We start from the raw sequence: 14,404 nt of genomic DNA, 5'->3' as shown, positions 1-14,404 counted from the left end.
TCACCATTGTTTCAGCGGCACGCCGTTCAGGCCCACCAGGTTGGAGCGCGAGGCAACGTCGAAGACGTCTTCGCCTTCGCTCGGGTTGTCCGGCGGCGAGGCGTAGCCGCGCTTGGCCCAGCTGTCGGCGGCGCTGCCGGCGTCGGCCGGCTGGAACGGGTCGCGCGGCAGTTTGCGCAGGAAGTACATATTCTGCTTGCGCACGCTGCGCTGGTCCGGCACGCCCTCCACCAGTTCCTCCAGCTTTTTCGGGTAGCCGGAGGCGCCGATGCCGAGCTTGACGCGGCCGTTGTCGGCGGCGCGCTTGTAGGCGTCCAGCCCCTCGCGGATCTGCACCAGGGCGGCGCGCAACGCGTGCTCGCGCTCGCGCTGCAGCGCCACCTGCGCCAGCGGCGCGGCCACCAGCGCCAGCGTGGCCATGATCGCCAGCGTGATCATCAGCTCGATGAAGGTGAAGCCGCGCTGGCGTGTCACCGCATGACCTTGATCGGCGCGTTCGGCGACGGCCCGCTGGCGGCCGCCTTCTCCGCCGGCGCGGCCTTGTCGGGCGCGGCCGGCGCGTCGTCGCCGCCGGTCATCGGCGAGGCCGGGCGGTTCGGCGGCGGCGCCTCGGCCAGCACCACCGCCTCGGCGGCGCCGACCGGCGCGCGGCCGCCGACCGTGGTCTCGGTGCCGGAGTTGAACTCGGCCGTCATCAGGTCGGGCCGGCGGATGCTGCGCAGGATGCGCGGCGTGATCGACAGCACGATCTCGCTGCGGTTGCTGTCGTCCTTCTGGCTGCCGAACAGGCGGTTCAGCAGCGGCAGCTCGCCCACGCCCGGTACCTTGCTGGCGTTGCTGCGGTCCTCGTCGCTGATCAGGCCGGCCAGCACCTGGGTTTCGCCGTCGCGCAGGCGCAGCACGGTGTTGGCGGCGCGGGTGCCGATCTGGTAGGCCAGCGTGCCCGACTTGCTGGTGACGTCCTTGACCACGTTGCTGACCTCCAGGTTGACTTTGATGGCCACCTCGTCGTCGAGGTAGACGTTCGGCTCGACTTCGAGCTTGATGCCGACGTCGACGTAGTTCACGCTGTCCGAACTGACGCCGTTGTTGGTGGTGACGGTAATGACCGGCACGCGGTCGCCGATCAGCACCTTGGCCTTTTCCTTGTTGCGCACGCGGATGCGCGGGTTGGCCAGGATATTGCTGTCGGTGTCGACCTTGTTGGCGTTAACGACGACGTCGCTAATGCCCAGGTTGATGTTGCCGCCGTTGATGCTGCGCAGGTCGGCGACCTTCAGCGCGCTCAGCCCGGTCACCGCGCTGGCGCTGCCGGCCAGGCTCAGCGACGCCTTCTCGGGCCAGCGCACGCCCAGCTCCATCAACCGCGTGCGCTTTACCTCCAGCACCTCGACCTCCAGCATCACCTCCGGGTCGGCCAGGTCCTGCACCGAGATCAGGCGCTCGGCCAGGCGGATCATTTCGGGCGTGTCGCGCATCATGATCAGGCCGAGCCGCTCGTCGGTGACGATGTCCTTCGCCTTCAGCAAAGTCTTGATCGAGAACGAGACGTTTTTCACGTCGGCGTTGGCGAGGAAGAAGGTGCGCACCACCAGCTGCTGGTAGTCCTTCACCTTCTGCGGCGTGTTCGGATAGATGGTGATCGACTTTTCATTCGACACGCTCTGTTCCAGCTGGTTTGCGCTCAGCAGCAGGCCGATGGCTTCCTCGATGCTGGTGTCGCGCACCGAAATGGTGGCCTTGATGTTCGGGTCGATCTCGCGGTCGAAGACGAAATTCAGGCCCGACACCTTGCCGATGAAGTCGAACACGGAACGCAGCGGCGCGTCGCGGAATTCCAGCGTGACCGGCTTGCGGTAGGCCGCCGCCAGCTTGCCGGCGGCCGGGCGCTTTTTGGCCTGCTCGTCGCCGATGCGCCCGCGCAGATTGAGCGCCTCGCGCTGGCCGGGCCGCTCCAGCAGCACCAGGCGCAGCGTCTCCTGCGCCTGCGCCAGGTTGGCGTCGCCGCCGCGCTGGTGCAGCGCCTCGGCCTCGGCCACCATCTGCCGCTGGCGCCGCTCCTGCGCCAGCGCCGCCAGGCCCTGCTGCGCCACGGTGTTAGTCGCGTCGACCGCCAGCGCCTGCTGGAACGACTGCTCCGCCTCGGCGATATTGCCCTGCTGGCGCTGGACGTCGGCGCGGGCGTTGGCGGCGTTCACCAGGCGCATCTTGCGGTTGCTCAGGGCGATGCGGTATTGCGCGTTGCCGGGTTCGGCCTGGACCGCCAGTTCCAGCTTGGCCAGGCCCTGTTCCACCTTACCCTCGTCGAGCAGGGCGTTGCCTTCCTTGAAGGTCTGGTTGCTGGCGCACGCGCCCAGCAGGGCGCTCAATACCAGCAAGTTCAGGCGGGCGATTACGGTGTGGTTCAATTGACGTCCCCTACGACTAAGGATTGCTGTTGATTGAGCGGTACATAGGTGAAGTGCAGCGCGTCGCCGCTGGCGCTGTCGAGCGTGTAGTGCTCGTCGACCTTCTCGCCGACGCGCGCCACCAGGTTGCGCCCGTCGGCCTGCAGGAAGTAGGCGGCCTTGCCCTCGTCGACGAAGCGGCCGAGGAACTGGAACGGCAGCGGCGGCGCGCCCGGCGCGGCGGCGGCGAGCTTGGCGCCGACCGGTTCGGCCTGCGCCAGCATGATTTTTTTCGGCGTCTCCGGCTGCCAGCTGTGCTTGGCGAAGACATTGCCCAGGTCGTCGTCGGCGACGCTGCGCGGATGGATTGTCAAGTCCGGCCCGGCCTCCCGCGCGATGGCCTGCAAGCCGGCCGCGAGGGTGGGCGCGGCCGGGCGCTCGCGGGTGGTGGCGGCGGCGGGGCCGACCACGCCGCCCTCGTCCTCGGGGGCGAAGTAGGCCGCCAGCAGGGTGGCCGCGGCGGCGACGCCGATGACGGCTTTTCTCATGGTCGGGCCTCGGGTTTTTTCACCAGCAGGATGAACTGGATGCGCGCCTCGATTTCAGCGGCCTCGATCTGTTCGCGTTTGAACAGCACCGACTCCAACGTCAGCGTCGGCAGCGCCTGTAGCGCGGCGACGATGAAGCTTTGCACGTTGGCGTAGTCGGCCTTGACCGGCAGCGTGATCTGGTAGCGCAGGAAGGCGGCGTTGCCCTCCATCTGCGGCTTGTATTCGGCCTTGACCAGCGTGACGTCGCTTTTCCGCGCCACCGCGACCAGTTCCTTCAACTGCTCGGGAATCGCATCGTGCGCCGGCAGGTAGGCGTAAAACGCGGCCACGCCGTCGGCGCCGCCAGGCGGCGGCAGCGCCGCGGCGATGGCGGCGGCCTTGCCGGCGGCCGCCAGTTGCAGCGTCAGCGTCTGCTGGCGCGCCACCAGGGCCGGCGTTTGCAGCAGCGCCAGCGCCGCCAGCGCCAGCGCGGCGGCGCCGCCGGCGCCGGCCCAGCCAAAGCGGCGCCAGCAACGTTGCGCCTGCCACGACAGGCGCGCGCCCAGTTTGCCGGGGCCGCGCGCGGCCAGCGGCGCCGGCCCGGTTTTTATTGCCGCCATTGGGCCTCCAGTTGAAAACGATACGGGTGCTCGGGTGCCGCCACGTTCATTTCGTGTTTGACCAGATACACCGAGCGGAACAGGCTTTGCTGGTTCAGGAAGGCCAGGTAATTGATCATGTCCTGCGCGGTTTCGGCCTCGGCGGCGATCTTCAGGGCGCCGGCGGCGCGGCCGCCCTGGTCGGCGCCGGCCTCGCCGTTCAAGTCCAGTCCCAGCAGCGCCACGCGGACGTCGCGCGGCGCCTGCACGGTCTTGATCAGGCGCGTCACCGGCAGGTTCAACTGGCGCACCGCGTCGGCCACCAGTTTCAGTTGGGCGTCGTGCTCGCGCTGGCGCTCCGGCGCCAGGCGCGGCCGCTCCACCTTGCGCGGCTGCGCCTGCGCCAGTTGCGCCTCCAGCCGGCTCACCGCCTGGGCCTGCGCCAGCCAGTGCGCGGCGGCCGGCAGCAGGGCCAGCGCGCCGGCGAGCAGCAGCGCCAGGCGCCAGCCGGAACAGCGCGCCGGCTCCCGGTTCAGGAAATCCAGGTTGCTCAGGCCCATGCCGATTCCCCCATCAGGTGGACCGGGCCGAGTTGCGCCATGGCCGCGGCGGCCGGCACGAACGGCGCCGCCAGCGCGCCGCCCGGCGCGTCGGCGGCGGTGTCGGCCGACCCGCCGCTGAGGTCGACCACGGCAACCCGCGCCAGCGTGGCCAGCTCCGGCGCGCGCAGGCTCCAGCGCTGCCAAGCCCGCGCCAGTTCGGCGCGCCAGTCGTCCGGGCAAGCCTGCGCGTGCAGCGCGACGATACGCCCGCCGCTGACCGCCGCCATCAGCAGGCGGCCCGGTTCGACGACGGCGAAGGCTTGCGGCTTCGTCGCGGCGATCGCCCGCCAAGCCACCGTCAGCAGCGGTTCGATGGCGTGGCAGGGCAGGCCGTGCGCGCCGGCGAGCTCGCGCAGCGACTGCAAAAAATCGCCGTCGACGCCGCACACCAGGCGCGGCTGGCCGTACCCCGCGTCGTCGGCGCTGATGCTCCAGCCGCGCGCGCTCTCGCCGTACAGCGCCACCAGCTGGCTTTGCAGATAGCGCCCGCCGGCCGGTTCGCTCAGCAGCGCGTCGCTCCACGGCGCCAGGGCCATGCGGCACCAGCCGCTGGCCAGGCTGATCGACAACGGCAGGCCGGCGCCGGGCCGGCCGGGCTGGCGCAGCCAGGCGTCGAAGGCGGCCAGCGGCAGTTGCCAGTGGCCGTCCGGGTTGTCGATGGCGATCCGCCCGGCGCTGCCGGCGACGATGCGGCCGCGCTGGCGCAGCGCCCAGCCGAGCTGGCGCGGCGCCAGGTGCAGGCACAGGTTGCGGCCCAGGTGGGCGCCGGGGATCTTGCCGGCGGTGTTGGCAAACAGGCGCTTAATAAGTGACACGGTTCAGCTCCGTCAAGGTGGTTTCGCCCAGCCGCACCAAGTCCAGCGCGGCCTCGCGCGCCAGCCGGAAGCCCATCGCCGCGGCCTCCTCCTTCATGCGGCTGACCGGGGCGCGGGTGCAGATCATTTCGCGCATCGCGTCGTTCAGGATCAGCACCTCGGCGACCGCCTTGCGGCCCTTGTAGCCGGTGCCGCGGCAGTGGCCGCAACCCTTGCCGGCCATGAAGCGCCAGTCGGCCACCCGCTCCGGGCGCAAGCCGCTGTCCTGCAGCTCCTGCGGATCGGGCGCGGCGTCCACCGCGCAGTGCTCGCAATTGAGGCGCAGCAGGCGCTGGGCGACGATGCCGTTGAGCGCGGCGGCGAAGCTGTAGGCGTCCACGCCCATGTGCAGGAAGCGCCCGACGACGTCGAACACATTGTTCGCGTGCACGGTGGTGAACACCAGATGGCCGGTCAGCGACGCCTGCACGGCGATCTGCGCGGTTTCGTCGTCGCGGATCTCGCCGATCATGATTTTGTCGGGGTCGTGGCGCAGGATCGAGCGCAGCCCGCGGGCGAAGGTCAGGCCCTTCTTCTCGTTGACCGGGATTTGCAGCACCCGCGGCAGGCGGTACTCGACCGGGTCCTCGATGGTGACGATCTTGTCGCGGCCGGTGTTGATCTCGGTGATGGCGGCGTACAGCGTGGTGGTCTTGCCGGAGCCGGTCGGTCCGGTCACCAGCAGCATGCCGTGCGGCTTCGCGGCCAGGCGGCGGATCTGCTCGATGGCGTCGGCGTTCAGGCCCAGGCTTTCCAGCCGCAGCGCCTGCGCCGCCTCGGTCAGCGCGCGCCGGTCGAGCAGGCGCAGCACCGCGTCCTCGCCGAAGATGTTGGGCATGATCGAGACGCGGAAGTCGATCTCGCTGCCTTTTACGCGCACCTTGAAGCGGCCGTCCTGCGGCACCCGGCGTTCGGCGATGTCGAGGTCGGCCATGACCTTGATGCGCGAGATGATTTGTTCGGCCATTTGCAGGCCCTGCACCTGGCCGGCCTGCACCAGCACGCCGTCGACGCGGTACTTGATGATCAGGCTGGCGACGTCGCATTCCAGGTGGATGTCGCTGGCCTGGAATTTCAGCGCGTCGTAAATGGTCGAGTTGACCAGCTTGACCACCGGGCTGCTGTCCTCGCTGATCTTGATCAGCGAGATGTCCTCGACGCTCAAGTCGAGGTCGGGCATGTCGCCGCCGTCGCCGCCCATTTCCTGCATCGCCTGTTGCACGCTTTCCTGCTGCGCCAGGTAGGCGCTCAGGTCGTCGGCGTGCGCCAGCGCCACCGTGAACGGCGCCTTGACGGCGTAGTCGGCCCACTGCAGCAGGTCGTCGGCGAAGGGGTTGCCGATCACCAGAACCGGCGCCGCACCGGTGCCAGCGGCGGCGGCGGCGGCGCGCATCAGCACGCAGTCGCGCTGGGCGCAGTCGGTGTAGGGCAGCAGGTCGAAGGCCGGCGCGGCGTCCTGCAACTGCGCCATGCTCCAGGCCGGATAATGGAACAGCGCCGCCAGCTCGCGGGTGAACTGCTCCGGCGTCAGCCCGGCCGATTCCTGCAGCACCAGCAGTTGCGGCCGGCCCTGCGCCAGCGCCTCGGCGCGCCCGCGCTGCAACGCGGCGGCGCTGAGCGGCTCCCCGGCCTGTTCGCGTGCGTTCAAGACAAGCTCCCCGCCAATTCAAAGATCGGCATATACATCAACACCACGACGCCGCCGATGACGACGCCGATGAACATCATTAAGACCGGTTCGAGCAGGCGCGACGCCCAGTCGACCCAGCGGGCGAATTCCTCGTCGTGGAACTTGGCCGAGCGCTCCAGCATGTCGCCCAGGCGGCCGGTGTTTTCGCCGACCTTCAACAGCGACTGCGCCACCGGCGTGGCCAGCGCGTTCTGCTCCAGCGCGGCGGAAAAGGGCAGCCCCTCCTGCACCGCGCGGCGCGCCTGCGCCAGTTGCCCCTGCTGGCCGGGCAGCAGCATCGCCGACACCATCGCCAGCGCCTTCGACAGCGGAATGCCGGCGTGCAGCAGCAGGCTGAGGGCGCGGTAGAAGCGCGCCAGGCGGAACTCGGCGGCCTTCTCCGACAGCACCGGCAGACGCAACACCGCCAGGATCAGGCGCTGGCGCATGCTCGGATTGGTGGCGGCGAACACCAGCGCGCCGACTGCGCCTGCCAGCGCGGCCAGGCACAGCAGCGGATGCGCCGCCAGCGACTGGCCGAAGCCGAGCAGCATCTGCGACATCCATGGAATGTCGCGGCCCGAGCTTTCGTACACCACGCTGAACTTGGGCACCACGTAGCCGAGCAGGAACAGCGTGACTAGGGTGCCGACCAGCAGCAGCATGCTCGGATAGATCGCCGCCGCCACCAGCTTCTTGCGGATCGCGTCGAACTGCAACTGGTAGCCGACGAAGCGCGCCAGGGCCTCCGGCAGGTTGCCGGAGCGCTCGGCCGCGTGCACCGTGGCGATGTACAGCTCGGGGAAGATGGCGGGGAAGTCGGCCAGCGTGTCGGAAAAGCTTTTACCCTGCTGCAGCGTGCGCAGGATCGCCGCCAGCGTCGCCTTGGCGCCGGCGCGGTTTTCCTTGTTGTGCAGCGTGGCCATGGCCTCGCTCAGGTTCAGGCCCGCTTCGAGCAGGGCCAGCAGCTCCTGGCTGAATTGCAGCAGCGGGAAGGCGTGCTTGCTGACGCCGGCGGCGGCCGGCGCGTCGGCCTGGGCGCCGGCGATGGCCAGCACGCGCCAGCCGTTGCGGGCGGCCTGGCGGATCGCCTCGGCTTCGCTGGCCGCTTCAATGGCGATGGCCTGGCGGCGGCCGGCGCCCTGCACCTGGAGTTGGAACTGCATCGCCGCCTCAGGCGCTCAGGCTGGCGACGCTGGCAACATGCGGGGCCGGGGGCGACGGGCTGCGGTCGCTGCGCGAATTCTGTTTAGGCATCGATGAATAGCAATCGGAAAAATGTTCTCAACAAGCCGGCAATGCTGCGAATGCAACAACCCAACCTTAGACCCGGCATGAGTAAAAAGCAATGTTGTTTTAAGGTTTATTTTGTGGCCGCCCGGCGGCGTGCGCGCGGCGCTTACTGCGCGGTGTCTGCCGGCGTCGTCATGGGCTGGGCGCCGATAGCCGCGGCAAGCAAGGTCTGGCGAAAGTTCATGAAAGCTCCGAGAGAGGAAGTAAAAACGGGTCAGGCATCTCGGTATGGGCGATAGCGCAAACACCGGGTAGGACGACACTATTCCTATCGGCTGCGGCAAGTCAAAAATCTTCGAAATTTCGTCGGAAAACCCCGGAATGTCCAGAATTGGACATTCCGGGCGGGAACGGGGTTGGCGGTGCGGTGGAACGGTTATGGAAGGCTTCACATTACCGTTCTTGTAGAAAACATATCGTTATGAAAAGATAGGCGTGGAAATCCACAAAAATTCGGGAATCCGGTGCCGCCGTTGACGGCGTTCTGCAAGTCAAGGAACGGCCGCTGCCGTCCTATAGCGGACGTTGGGAAAATGGAAAGTGGAGTGGATTCCAACGTTACAGCTCAGCCGCCGCCGTAGGTCGTCTGTTCGTGCGCGGGGTTCGGCGTTTCTGTTACGGCAATCCTTCCCTTTGACTGGCATCCAGTACTCGACGTTGCAGCAGTCTCGTGCGCCTAGGCACATGAGCCGCTGACCGCTGCCTCCAGGACAAGCCTGAATGTCGCAAATGGCGGTACCGTACTCGCTTCATTTACGCCGCAGTCTGGACACTGAGGGCTGTATTTGCCGTCGTATTGCTGTTGCGGAAGGTATATCGCGTTGCGCATTATCGTGTATCGCTTACGCGACAACGATGTCAACTGAACGTCCAGATGCTTTGCATGTCGTCCAGTCTGTTCCCATGAAACCGCCATCTGTCGCCTGATGTTTGACCGACTTTTCGTACTGTGCTTAAATGCATTTTTCGCCTCGCCCGGGTTGAGGTGATTCCACATTTTTCGAAGGTCAGGCATGTCCTATTGCGTCAGCATCAACGGCACTTCACACCAGGTGGACGCCGACGCCGACACGCCGCTGCTATGGGTGCTGCGCGATTGCCTGGGCCTGACCGGCACCAAGTTCGGCTGCGGCATCGGCATCTGCGGGGCCTGCACCGTCCACCTCGACGGCCAGGTGGCGCGCAGTTGCACGGTAGCGTTGTCGGCCGTTGGCAAGGCGCGCGTGAACACCATCGAATCGCTCTCGCCGGACCGGAGCCACCGCCTGCAACAGGCGTGGATCGCCGAACAGGTGCCGCAGTGCGGCTACTGCCAGTCCGGCATGCTGATGGCCGCGGCGGCCCTTCTCAAGGAAAATCCAAAACCAAGCGACGCCGACATCGACGCCACGATGACCAATCTTTGCCGTTGCGGCACCTACAACCGCATACGGCGCGCCATCAAGCGCGCTGCCGGCATGAGCGTGGCGGAGCAGGCATGAAAGCGGCTTCGCGCCGCGACTTCCTCAAGAGCGCCGCTGCCGGCGGCATCCTGCTGGCGATTGCACCGGCCGCGCTGGTGTCGGCTGGCGCCGCGACGTCACCGGCCTCGGCGACGCAAACCGCGCTTCAAGGCTGGGTGCGCATCGCCGCCGACGGTGGCGTCACCATCCTTTCAAACAGCAGTGAAATCGGCCAGGGTACCGGCACCGCCATCGCTCAGATTTTGGCCGATGAACTCGATTTGGACTGGCGCAGCGTGCGCATCGAGATGGCCCCGGTCGAGGCGCAATTCTTCAACGCGGGCTGGGGTGAATACGCGACCTACGGCAGCGGCGGCGTGGCGCGCCAGTTTGCGCCATTGCGCAAGGCCGGTGCACAGGCGCGCGCGATGCTGATCGGCGCTGCCGCCGACGAATGGAAAGTGCCGGCCGGCGAATGCGACACGGACAGCGGCCAGGTCCTACACAAGCCAAGCGGCAAGCGGCTGGCCTACGCGCGGCTTGTCGTTAAAGCGGCGGGCAAGCCGGCGCCGGAAAACCCGGCCTTGATGCCGAAAGAGCGTTGGCGCCACATGGGCAAGAACATTGCGCGCCTTGACTTGCCGGGCAAGGTTGACGGCAGCGCGGGCTTTGGCATCGACGTCAAGGTGCCGGGCATGCTGGTTGCCACTGTCCTGCAATGCCCCCACTTTGGCGGGCGTCTGGCCTCGGTTGATGTCAAGCCGGCGCTTGGGATACGCGGCGTTGTGCGCGTGGTGCGGCTCGATAACGCGGTCGCCGTCGTCGCCGACGGTTACTGGCGCGCCAGGAAGGGGCTCGACGCACTCAAGCCGGAATGGGATTTAACCAAGGCGAGCAAGCATACGTCGAGCGCTTACAACGCCTCGCTCCAGGCGGCGGTCAAGGCCGGCGGTGTCGTTTTCCCGCCGCGTAATTCGACCGCGGAAAAGGCCATGGCCGCTTACGACGCCGCGACGAGCAACACCACGCGCAGCGTCGAACAGCTCTACACCGTGCCTTTCTTGTGTCACGCGCCGATGGAGCCGATGAACGCGACAGCCCATGTGAGCGCCGACAAGGCCGAACTGTGGCTGCCGACACAAACCCAGTCGAACTCGCGCAACGCCGTTGCGCAGGCGCTCGGCTTCGCGCCGGAGGCGGTCACTATCCACACGACTTTATCCGGCGGCGCCTTTGGCCGGCGCGTCGAATTCGACTTTGCGGTGCAGGCGGCGCTGATCGCGAGGGCTGTAGGCCAACCGGTCAAATTGATCTGGAGCCGCGAGGAGGACATGCGGCACGACTTCTATCGTCCCGCCGTCGCCATCAAGCTCAAGACGGGCGTGAACGCGCAAGGCATGCCGGTCGCGCTGCGCGTCGACAGTGCCTGCGAATCATTATTCGATTATTCGCGCAACGGCGACGAGCGCGCCATGGGAAAGCCGGTCGACCCGAGCGCAGTCGGCGAACTGCCCAGGTACTACAACATTGGCGCCACCCTGTTCCGGGTTACGACGATGGATGCGGGGATACCGGTAGGCTACTGGCGTTCGGTCGCGACGTCGCAAAACGCCTTCGCGTACGAGAGCTTCATCGACGAGCTGGCGCACCAGGCCAAGGTCGATCCGATCGCTTACCGCCACAAGCTGCTGACCGTCGGCAGCCGCGGGCGCCGTACCCTGGACGCGGCTGCCGAGCGTGCGGGCTGGACTAGTCCAGCGGCTGCGGGGCGCCACCGCGGTGTCGCGCTGGTCTGCGCGAATGGCAGTTATGTGGCCATCGTCGTCGAGCTGTCGGTTGACGCCACGTCGCACGTCAAACTGCACAAGATCACCGCCGCCATCGACTGCGGCGTGGCGATCAACCCGCAAAATATCCGTTCCCAGGTCGAGGGTGGGATCGTGTTCGCCTTGTCGGCAACTTTTTTCGGCGAGATAACCGTGCGTGACGGCGCGGTCGAACAGTCGAACTTCCATGACTACCGGCTGATTGGCCTGGCCGACATGCCGCCGGTCGATATCGTTATTCTGGAAAGTGGTGAGGTGCCGGGCGGCGCGGGTGAGGAATCGGTTGGGCCGCTTGCACCGGCAATTACCAACGCCTTGTTCGCGGCAACAGGCAAGCGCGTCACGCACTTACCGCTCGAAAAATCCGGGTTCAGGTTCGCATAGGTGCGCTAATGATCTGAGATCGTGGATCTCCTTGGGGCGGGCGGCGCACAGGTCGTCGCGCAGTCGCCAGCGAGGCGCTCTCCGATCGGATTGCCGAGTCGGCCGGGCGGGCGCTGTTGGGCGGCAGTTGGACGCCAATGTTACCAAGTGTCGAACCTTAGCGTATTGGCGGCATGACCGGCGTCCGGGGCCGGCTTCGCCGCTTGGCGACCGCCCCGCGGAGTGCGCGGGGCGGTAAGCGGTATTACTGCGCCAGCACGCTGACCTTGTCGACCACGAACGAGGTTTGCATCGACGAGTCTTCCGTCATGGCGAACGAGATCTGCACGGTCTGGCCCTTGTAGGCCAGCAGGCTGAAGCTGCGGCTCTGGTAGCCGGTGGCGGCGTTGGCGTTGCTGTAGGTGGCCAGGGTGCCGAGCACGGTGCCGGCCGTGTTCTTCACGGTCACCACCAGCTTGTCGTAGGCGGTCGTGCCGCTTTCGGCCGTGTCGATGTGCAGCGCGAAGCTCAGGCTGGCCGCGGTGGCGGTGCTTGGAATAGCCACGCTTTGCGACAGCGATTGCGAGGTGCTGACGCCCTTGCCGCCCAACCAGGCGTACTTGCTGCCTTCAAAGGCGCTCTGGCCGGTGAAGGTGCCGATGGTGGCGGTGCTGCCGGTCCAGCTGGTGGCGCCGGACTCGAAGCCGCCGTTCAGCAGGCGCTCGGTGCCCGCCACGACGGTGCCTTCATCGACGTCGAGGCCGACGTTGATGGCGGCGTAGGCGCGTTTCACGGCGGTCGCTTCCTTGCTGGTGGCGCCGTACAGTTCCTCGGCCGCCAGCAGCACCTTGTTGCGCGCGTCGGCGTAGTCGGTCGACGAGGTGAACTTGGTGGTCAGGGCCTTGAACCAGATGCGGTAGGCCTTGTCGGTGCCGATGCCGGTCATCGCCAGCGGCGCCTTGTTCAGGTAGGAGCTGTAGTAGTCGCTGGTGGTGGTGGCGTTCGAACCCTGCGACAGGAAGTAGAACATGCGGTTGTTCGGGCCGCTGCTGTAATGCACGTTCAGGTTCTTCAGCGTGCTGCTCCAGGCGTTCGGGCTGGTGCCGTCCTTGCTTGGCTTGTACATCCAGCGCAGCGGCTGGCCGGATTTGCTGATTTCGCTGCCCATCATCCAGTCGTTGCCGCTGTTCGGGATGGTGGCGCCGGTGCCGCCGGCGCGCGCGTAGGCTTCGACGGCCTCGCCGCTGATGTCCGAGCTCGATTCGTTCAAGCCGCCCGATTCGGCGGTGTAGACCAGGTTGGAGGTGGCGGCGGTGACGCCATGGCCCATTTCATGGCCGATCACGTCGATCGAACCGAGGTTTTTGAACATGGTGTTGCCGTCGCCGATGTACATGCATTTGCAGGTGTCGTCGTAGTAGGCGTTGTCCTCGGCGGTCTTGAAGTGGACGCCGATGTAGGAGGCGGTGTTGTTGCCGTCCAGGCTGCTCCAGCCAAGCGTGTTCTTCAGCATGTCGTAGGTGTTCATCAAGCCCCACATGGCGTTCACGGCCGCGGTCTGGCCGTTGGCGTTGGTGGTGCTGCCGCCGGCCAGATATTGCTGGCCGTCGCCCCAGGTGTTGCTGGTGTTGGTGTAGACGCTGCCGCCGCTGCTGCCGTGGTTGACGTTGGTGATGGCCATGCCGCCGTACGGTCCGCCGACGCCGCGGGTGGCGTCCTTCATCGAGTAGGTGGTGCCGCTCAGCGTGGTGTTGATGGGCACGGCGCCGTTGTATTGGCTGTTGCCGGTCCCGACCACGGTTTGCAGCGCCGACCATTGGGCCAGCACGCGGCCGTCCCGGGCGCTGACGACGGTGTCGAAGAACACCGGCTTGTTGGCGCTGGTCATGCGGGTTTTGACCAGATAGGCCAGTTCGTAACGTTCGACGACGTTTTCCATGTCAAGCGCGTTGAGGGCGCTCTCGGACTTGCTCAGGGCGTCGGCGACGCGCACCGACTTCATCACCGGCCAGACCAGCAGCTCGGCCGACGGCGCCGTCTGGTGGATACCGCGCGGGGCGACGGCCTTGACCACCAGGTCGATCGCGCCGATCTGGTTCAGCGTCGGATTGACGTCGAGCTGGGTGTTGCCGCGGCCGTCGAGGGCGTTACCGGCGCCGTTGCCCAGGCCGGCGCGGCGGTCCGACACCGATTCGCTGACGATGGCACCGGCGCTGTCGGTGACGACCACGGTTTCCGAGCCGAACACGCGCAGGCCCTTGAAGGTGTGCTGGGCGCGGCTGATCCGGGTGCCGGCGACGCCGGGGTGCTGCGTGCCGACGGCGAAGCCGTGGTCGGCGTTCAAGCCGGCCTTGCCGTGTTGCGCGGACAGCTTGGCGACCAGGCCGGCGCTTTCCTGCGGCGACATCTGGGCCACCGGGGCGGCCATCATGAAGGGGCCGGCGGCATGCGCCTGGGCCGCCATCATCATGGGCAGGGCGCCGATAGCTGCTGCAAGCAAGGTCTGACGTAAGTTCATGTAATCTCCGGGGGTATTGTTATTTGACATGGTTGTGGGCCCAATGCGGCCGTCTGCAGAACGCGTGGTTCATGTCGGCGTGTGCGCAGCGGAAACGCCGGGTAAGGCGACACTATTCCTATCGACGCCGGCAAGTCAAAAATCTTCGCAAATTCGTCGAAAGGCGGGCGCTTGTTTAAAATGGGACATTCGCGGGCGTAAAAAGGCCCGGGGGCTGCGCGCCCCCGGGCCGGTGGCCCGGGGGGGGAACAAGACCCCCCACGGACACAAAAACCCCCCCCCCCCGCCTTTCCACCCCCCCCACCCTTGAAAAAACAACCC

At 67.0% G+C, this 14,404-nt stretch carries 11 protein-coding genes; 2 read left to right on the top strand and 9 right to left on the bottom strand.

What is annotated here, in order from left to right; all coding sequences use genetic code 11:
* From ACFDR9_RS18155 to ACFDR9_RS18120, 8 genes are read right to left on the bottom strand one after another with little or no spacing between them, the layout of a single operon-like run.
* Window positions 1–474: a type II secretion system protein gene (locus ACFDR9_RS18155; RefSeq protein WP_017877424.1), complete on the bottom strand. Its 474-nt coding sequence runs from the start codon at window positions 472–474 to the stop codon at window positions 1–3.
* Window positions 471–2,408, bottom strand: coding sequence for a hypothetical protein (locus tag ACFDR9_RS18150; protein ID WP_409031897.1), 1,938 nt, complete (start codon window positions 2,406–2,408; stop codon window positions 471–473). The genes ACFDR9_RS18155 and ACFDR9_RS18150 overlap by 4 nt, the downstream gene beginning before the upstream one ends.
* Window positions 2,405–2,935, bottom strand: coding sequence for a hypothetical protein (locus tag ACFDR9_RS18145; protein ID WP_409031896.1), 531 nt, complete (start codon window positions 2,933–2,935; stop codon window positions 2,405–2,407). The genes ACFDR9_RS18150 and ACFDR9_RS18145 overlap by 4 nt, the downstream gene beginning before the upstream one ends.
* On the bottom strand, window positions 2,932–3,537 hold the full coding sequence (locus ACFDR9_RS18140; RefSeq protein ID WP_409031895.1) for a hypothetical protein: 606 nt from the start codon (window positions 3,535–3,537) through the stop codon (window positions 2,932–2,934). Before ACFDR9_RS18140 ends, ACFDR9_RS18145 begins: the two co-directional genes overlap by 4 nt.
* The gene (locus tag ACFDR9_RS18135) at window positions 3,525–4,076 is read right to left on the bottom strand and encodes a hypothetical protein (protein WP_017877420.1); all 552 of its coding nucleotides are present in this window, start codon (window positions 4,074–4,076) and stop codon (window positions 3,525–3,527) included. The genes ACFDR9_RS18140 and ACFDR9_RS18135 overlap by 13 nt, the downstream gene beginning before the upstream one ends.
* Window positions 4,067–4,933: a hypothetical protein gene (locus tag ACFDR9_RS18130; protein WP_409031894.1), complete on the bottom strand. Its 867-nt coding sequence runs from the start codon at window positions 4,931–4,933 to the stop codon at window positions 4,067–4,069. Before ACFDR9_RS18130 ends, ACFDR9_RS18135 begins: the two co-directional genes overlap by 10 nt.
* Window positions 4,920–6,620 (bottom strand): GspE/PulE family protein, encoded by a 1,701-nt coding sequence (locus ACFDR9_RS18125; protein WP_409031893.1) that lies wholly within the window; start codon window positions 6,618–6,620, stop codon window positions 4,920–4,922. The genes ACFDR9_RS18130 and ACFDR9_RS18125 overlap by 14 nt, the downstream gene beginning before the upstream one ends.
* On the bottom strand, window positions 6,617–7,807 hold the full coding sequence (locus tag ACFDR9_RS18120; RefSeq protein ID WP_409031892.1) for a type II secretion system F family protein: 1,191 nt from the start codon (window positions 7,805–7,807) through the stop codon (window positions 6,617–6,619). The genes ACFDR9_RS18125 and ACFDR9_RS18120 overlap by 4 nt, the downstream gene beginning before the upstream one ends.
* A gap of 1,140 nt (window positions 7,808–8,947) precedes the next feature.
* On the opposite strand from ACFDR9_RS18120, the gene ACFDR9_RS18115 reads away from it, so the two are divergent.
* Window positions 8,948–9,415, top strand: coding sequence for a (2Fe-2S)-binding protein (locus ACFDR9_RS18115; protein ID WP_017877416.1), 468 nt, complete (start codon window positions 8,948–8,950; stop codon window positions 9,413–9,415).
* Entirely contained in the window at window positions 9,412–11,586 is a 2,175-nt protein-coding gene (locus ACFDR9_RS18110; protein WP_409031891.1) for a molybdopterin cofactor-binding domain-containing protein, read from the top strand. The genes ACFDR9_RS18115 and ACFDR9_RS18110 overlap by 4 nt, the downstream gene beginning before the upstream one ends.
* 244 nt (window positions 11,587–11,830) lie before the next feature.
* On the opposite strand, the gene ACFDR9_RS18105 is transcribed toward ACFDR9_RS18110, so the two are convergent.
* Window positions 11,831–14,083, bottom strand: coding sequence for a M4 family metallopeptidase (locus ACFDR9_RS18105; RefSeq protein WP_409031890.1), 2,253 nt, complete (start codon window positions 14,081–14,083; stop codon window positions 11,831–11,833).
* Window positions 14,084–14,404 lie beyond the last annotated feature (321 nt).

The organism is Janthinobacterium sp. CG_23.3, from assembly GCF_046115965.1.
Taxonomy (GTDB): Bacteria; Pseudomonadota; Gammaproteobacteria; order Burkholderiales; family Burkholderiaceae_D; genus Janthinobacterium.
Note: the sequence above shows the minus strand (reverse complement) of the source record. Positions and strands in the feature narration are given on the sequence as shown.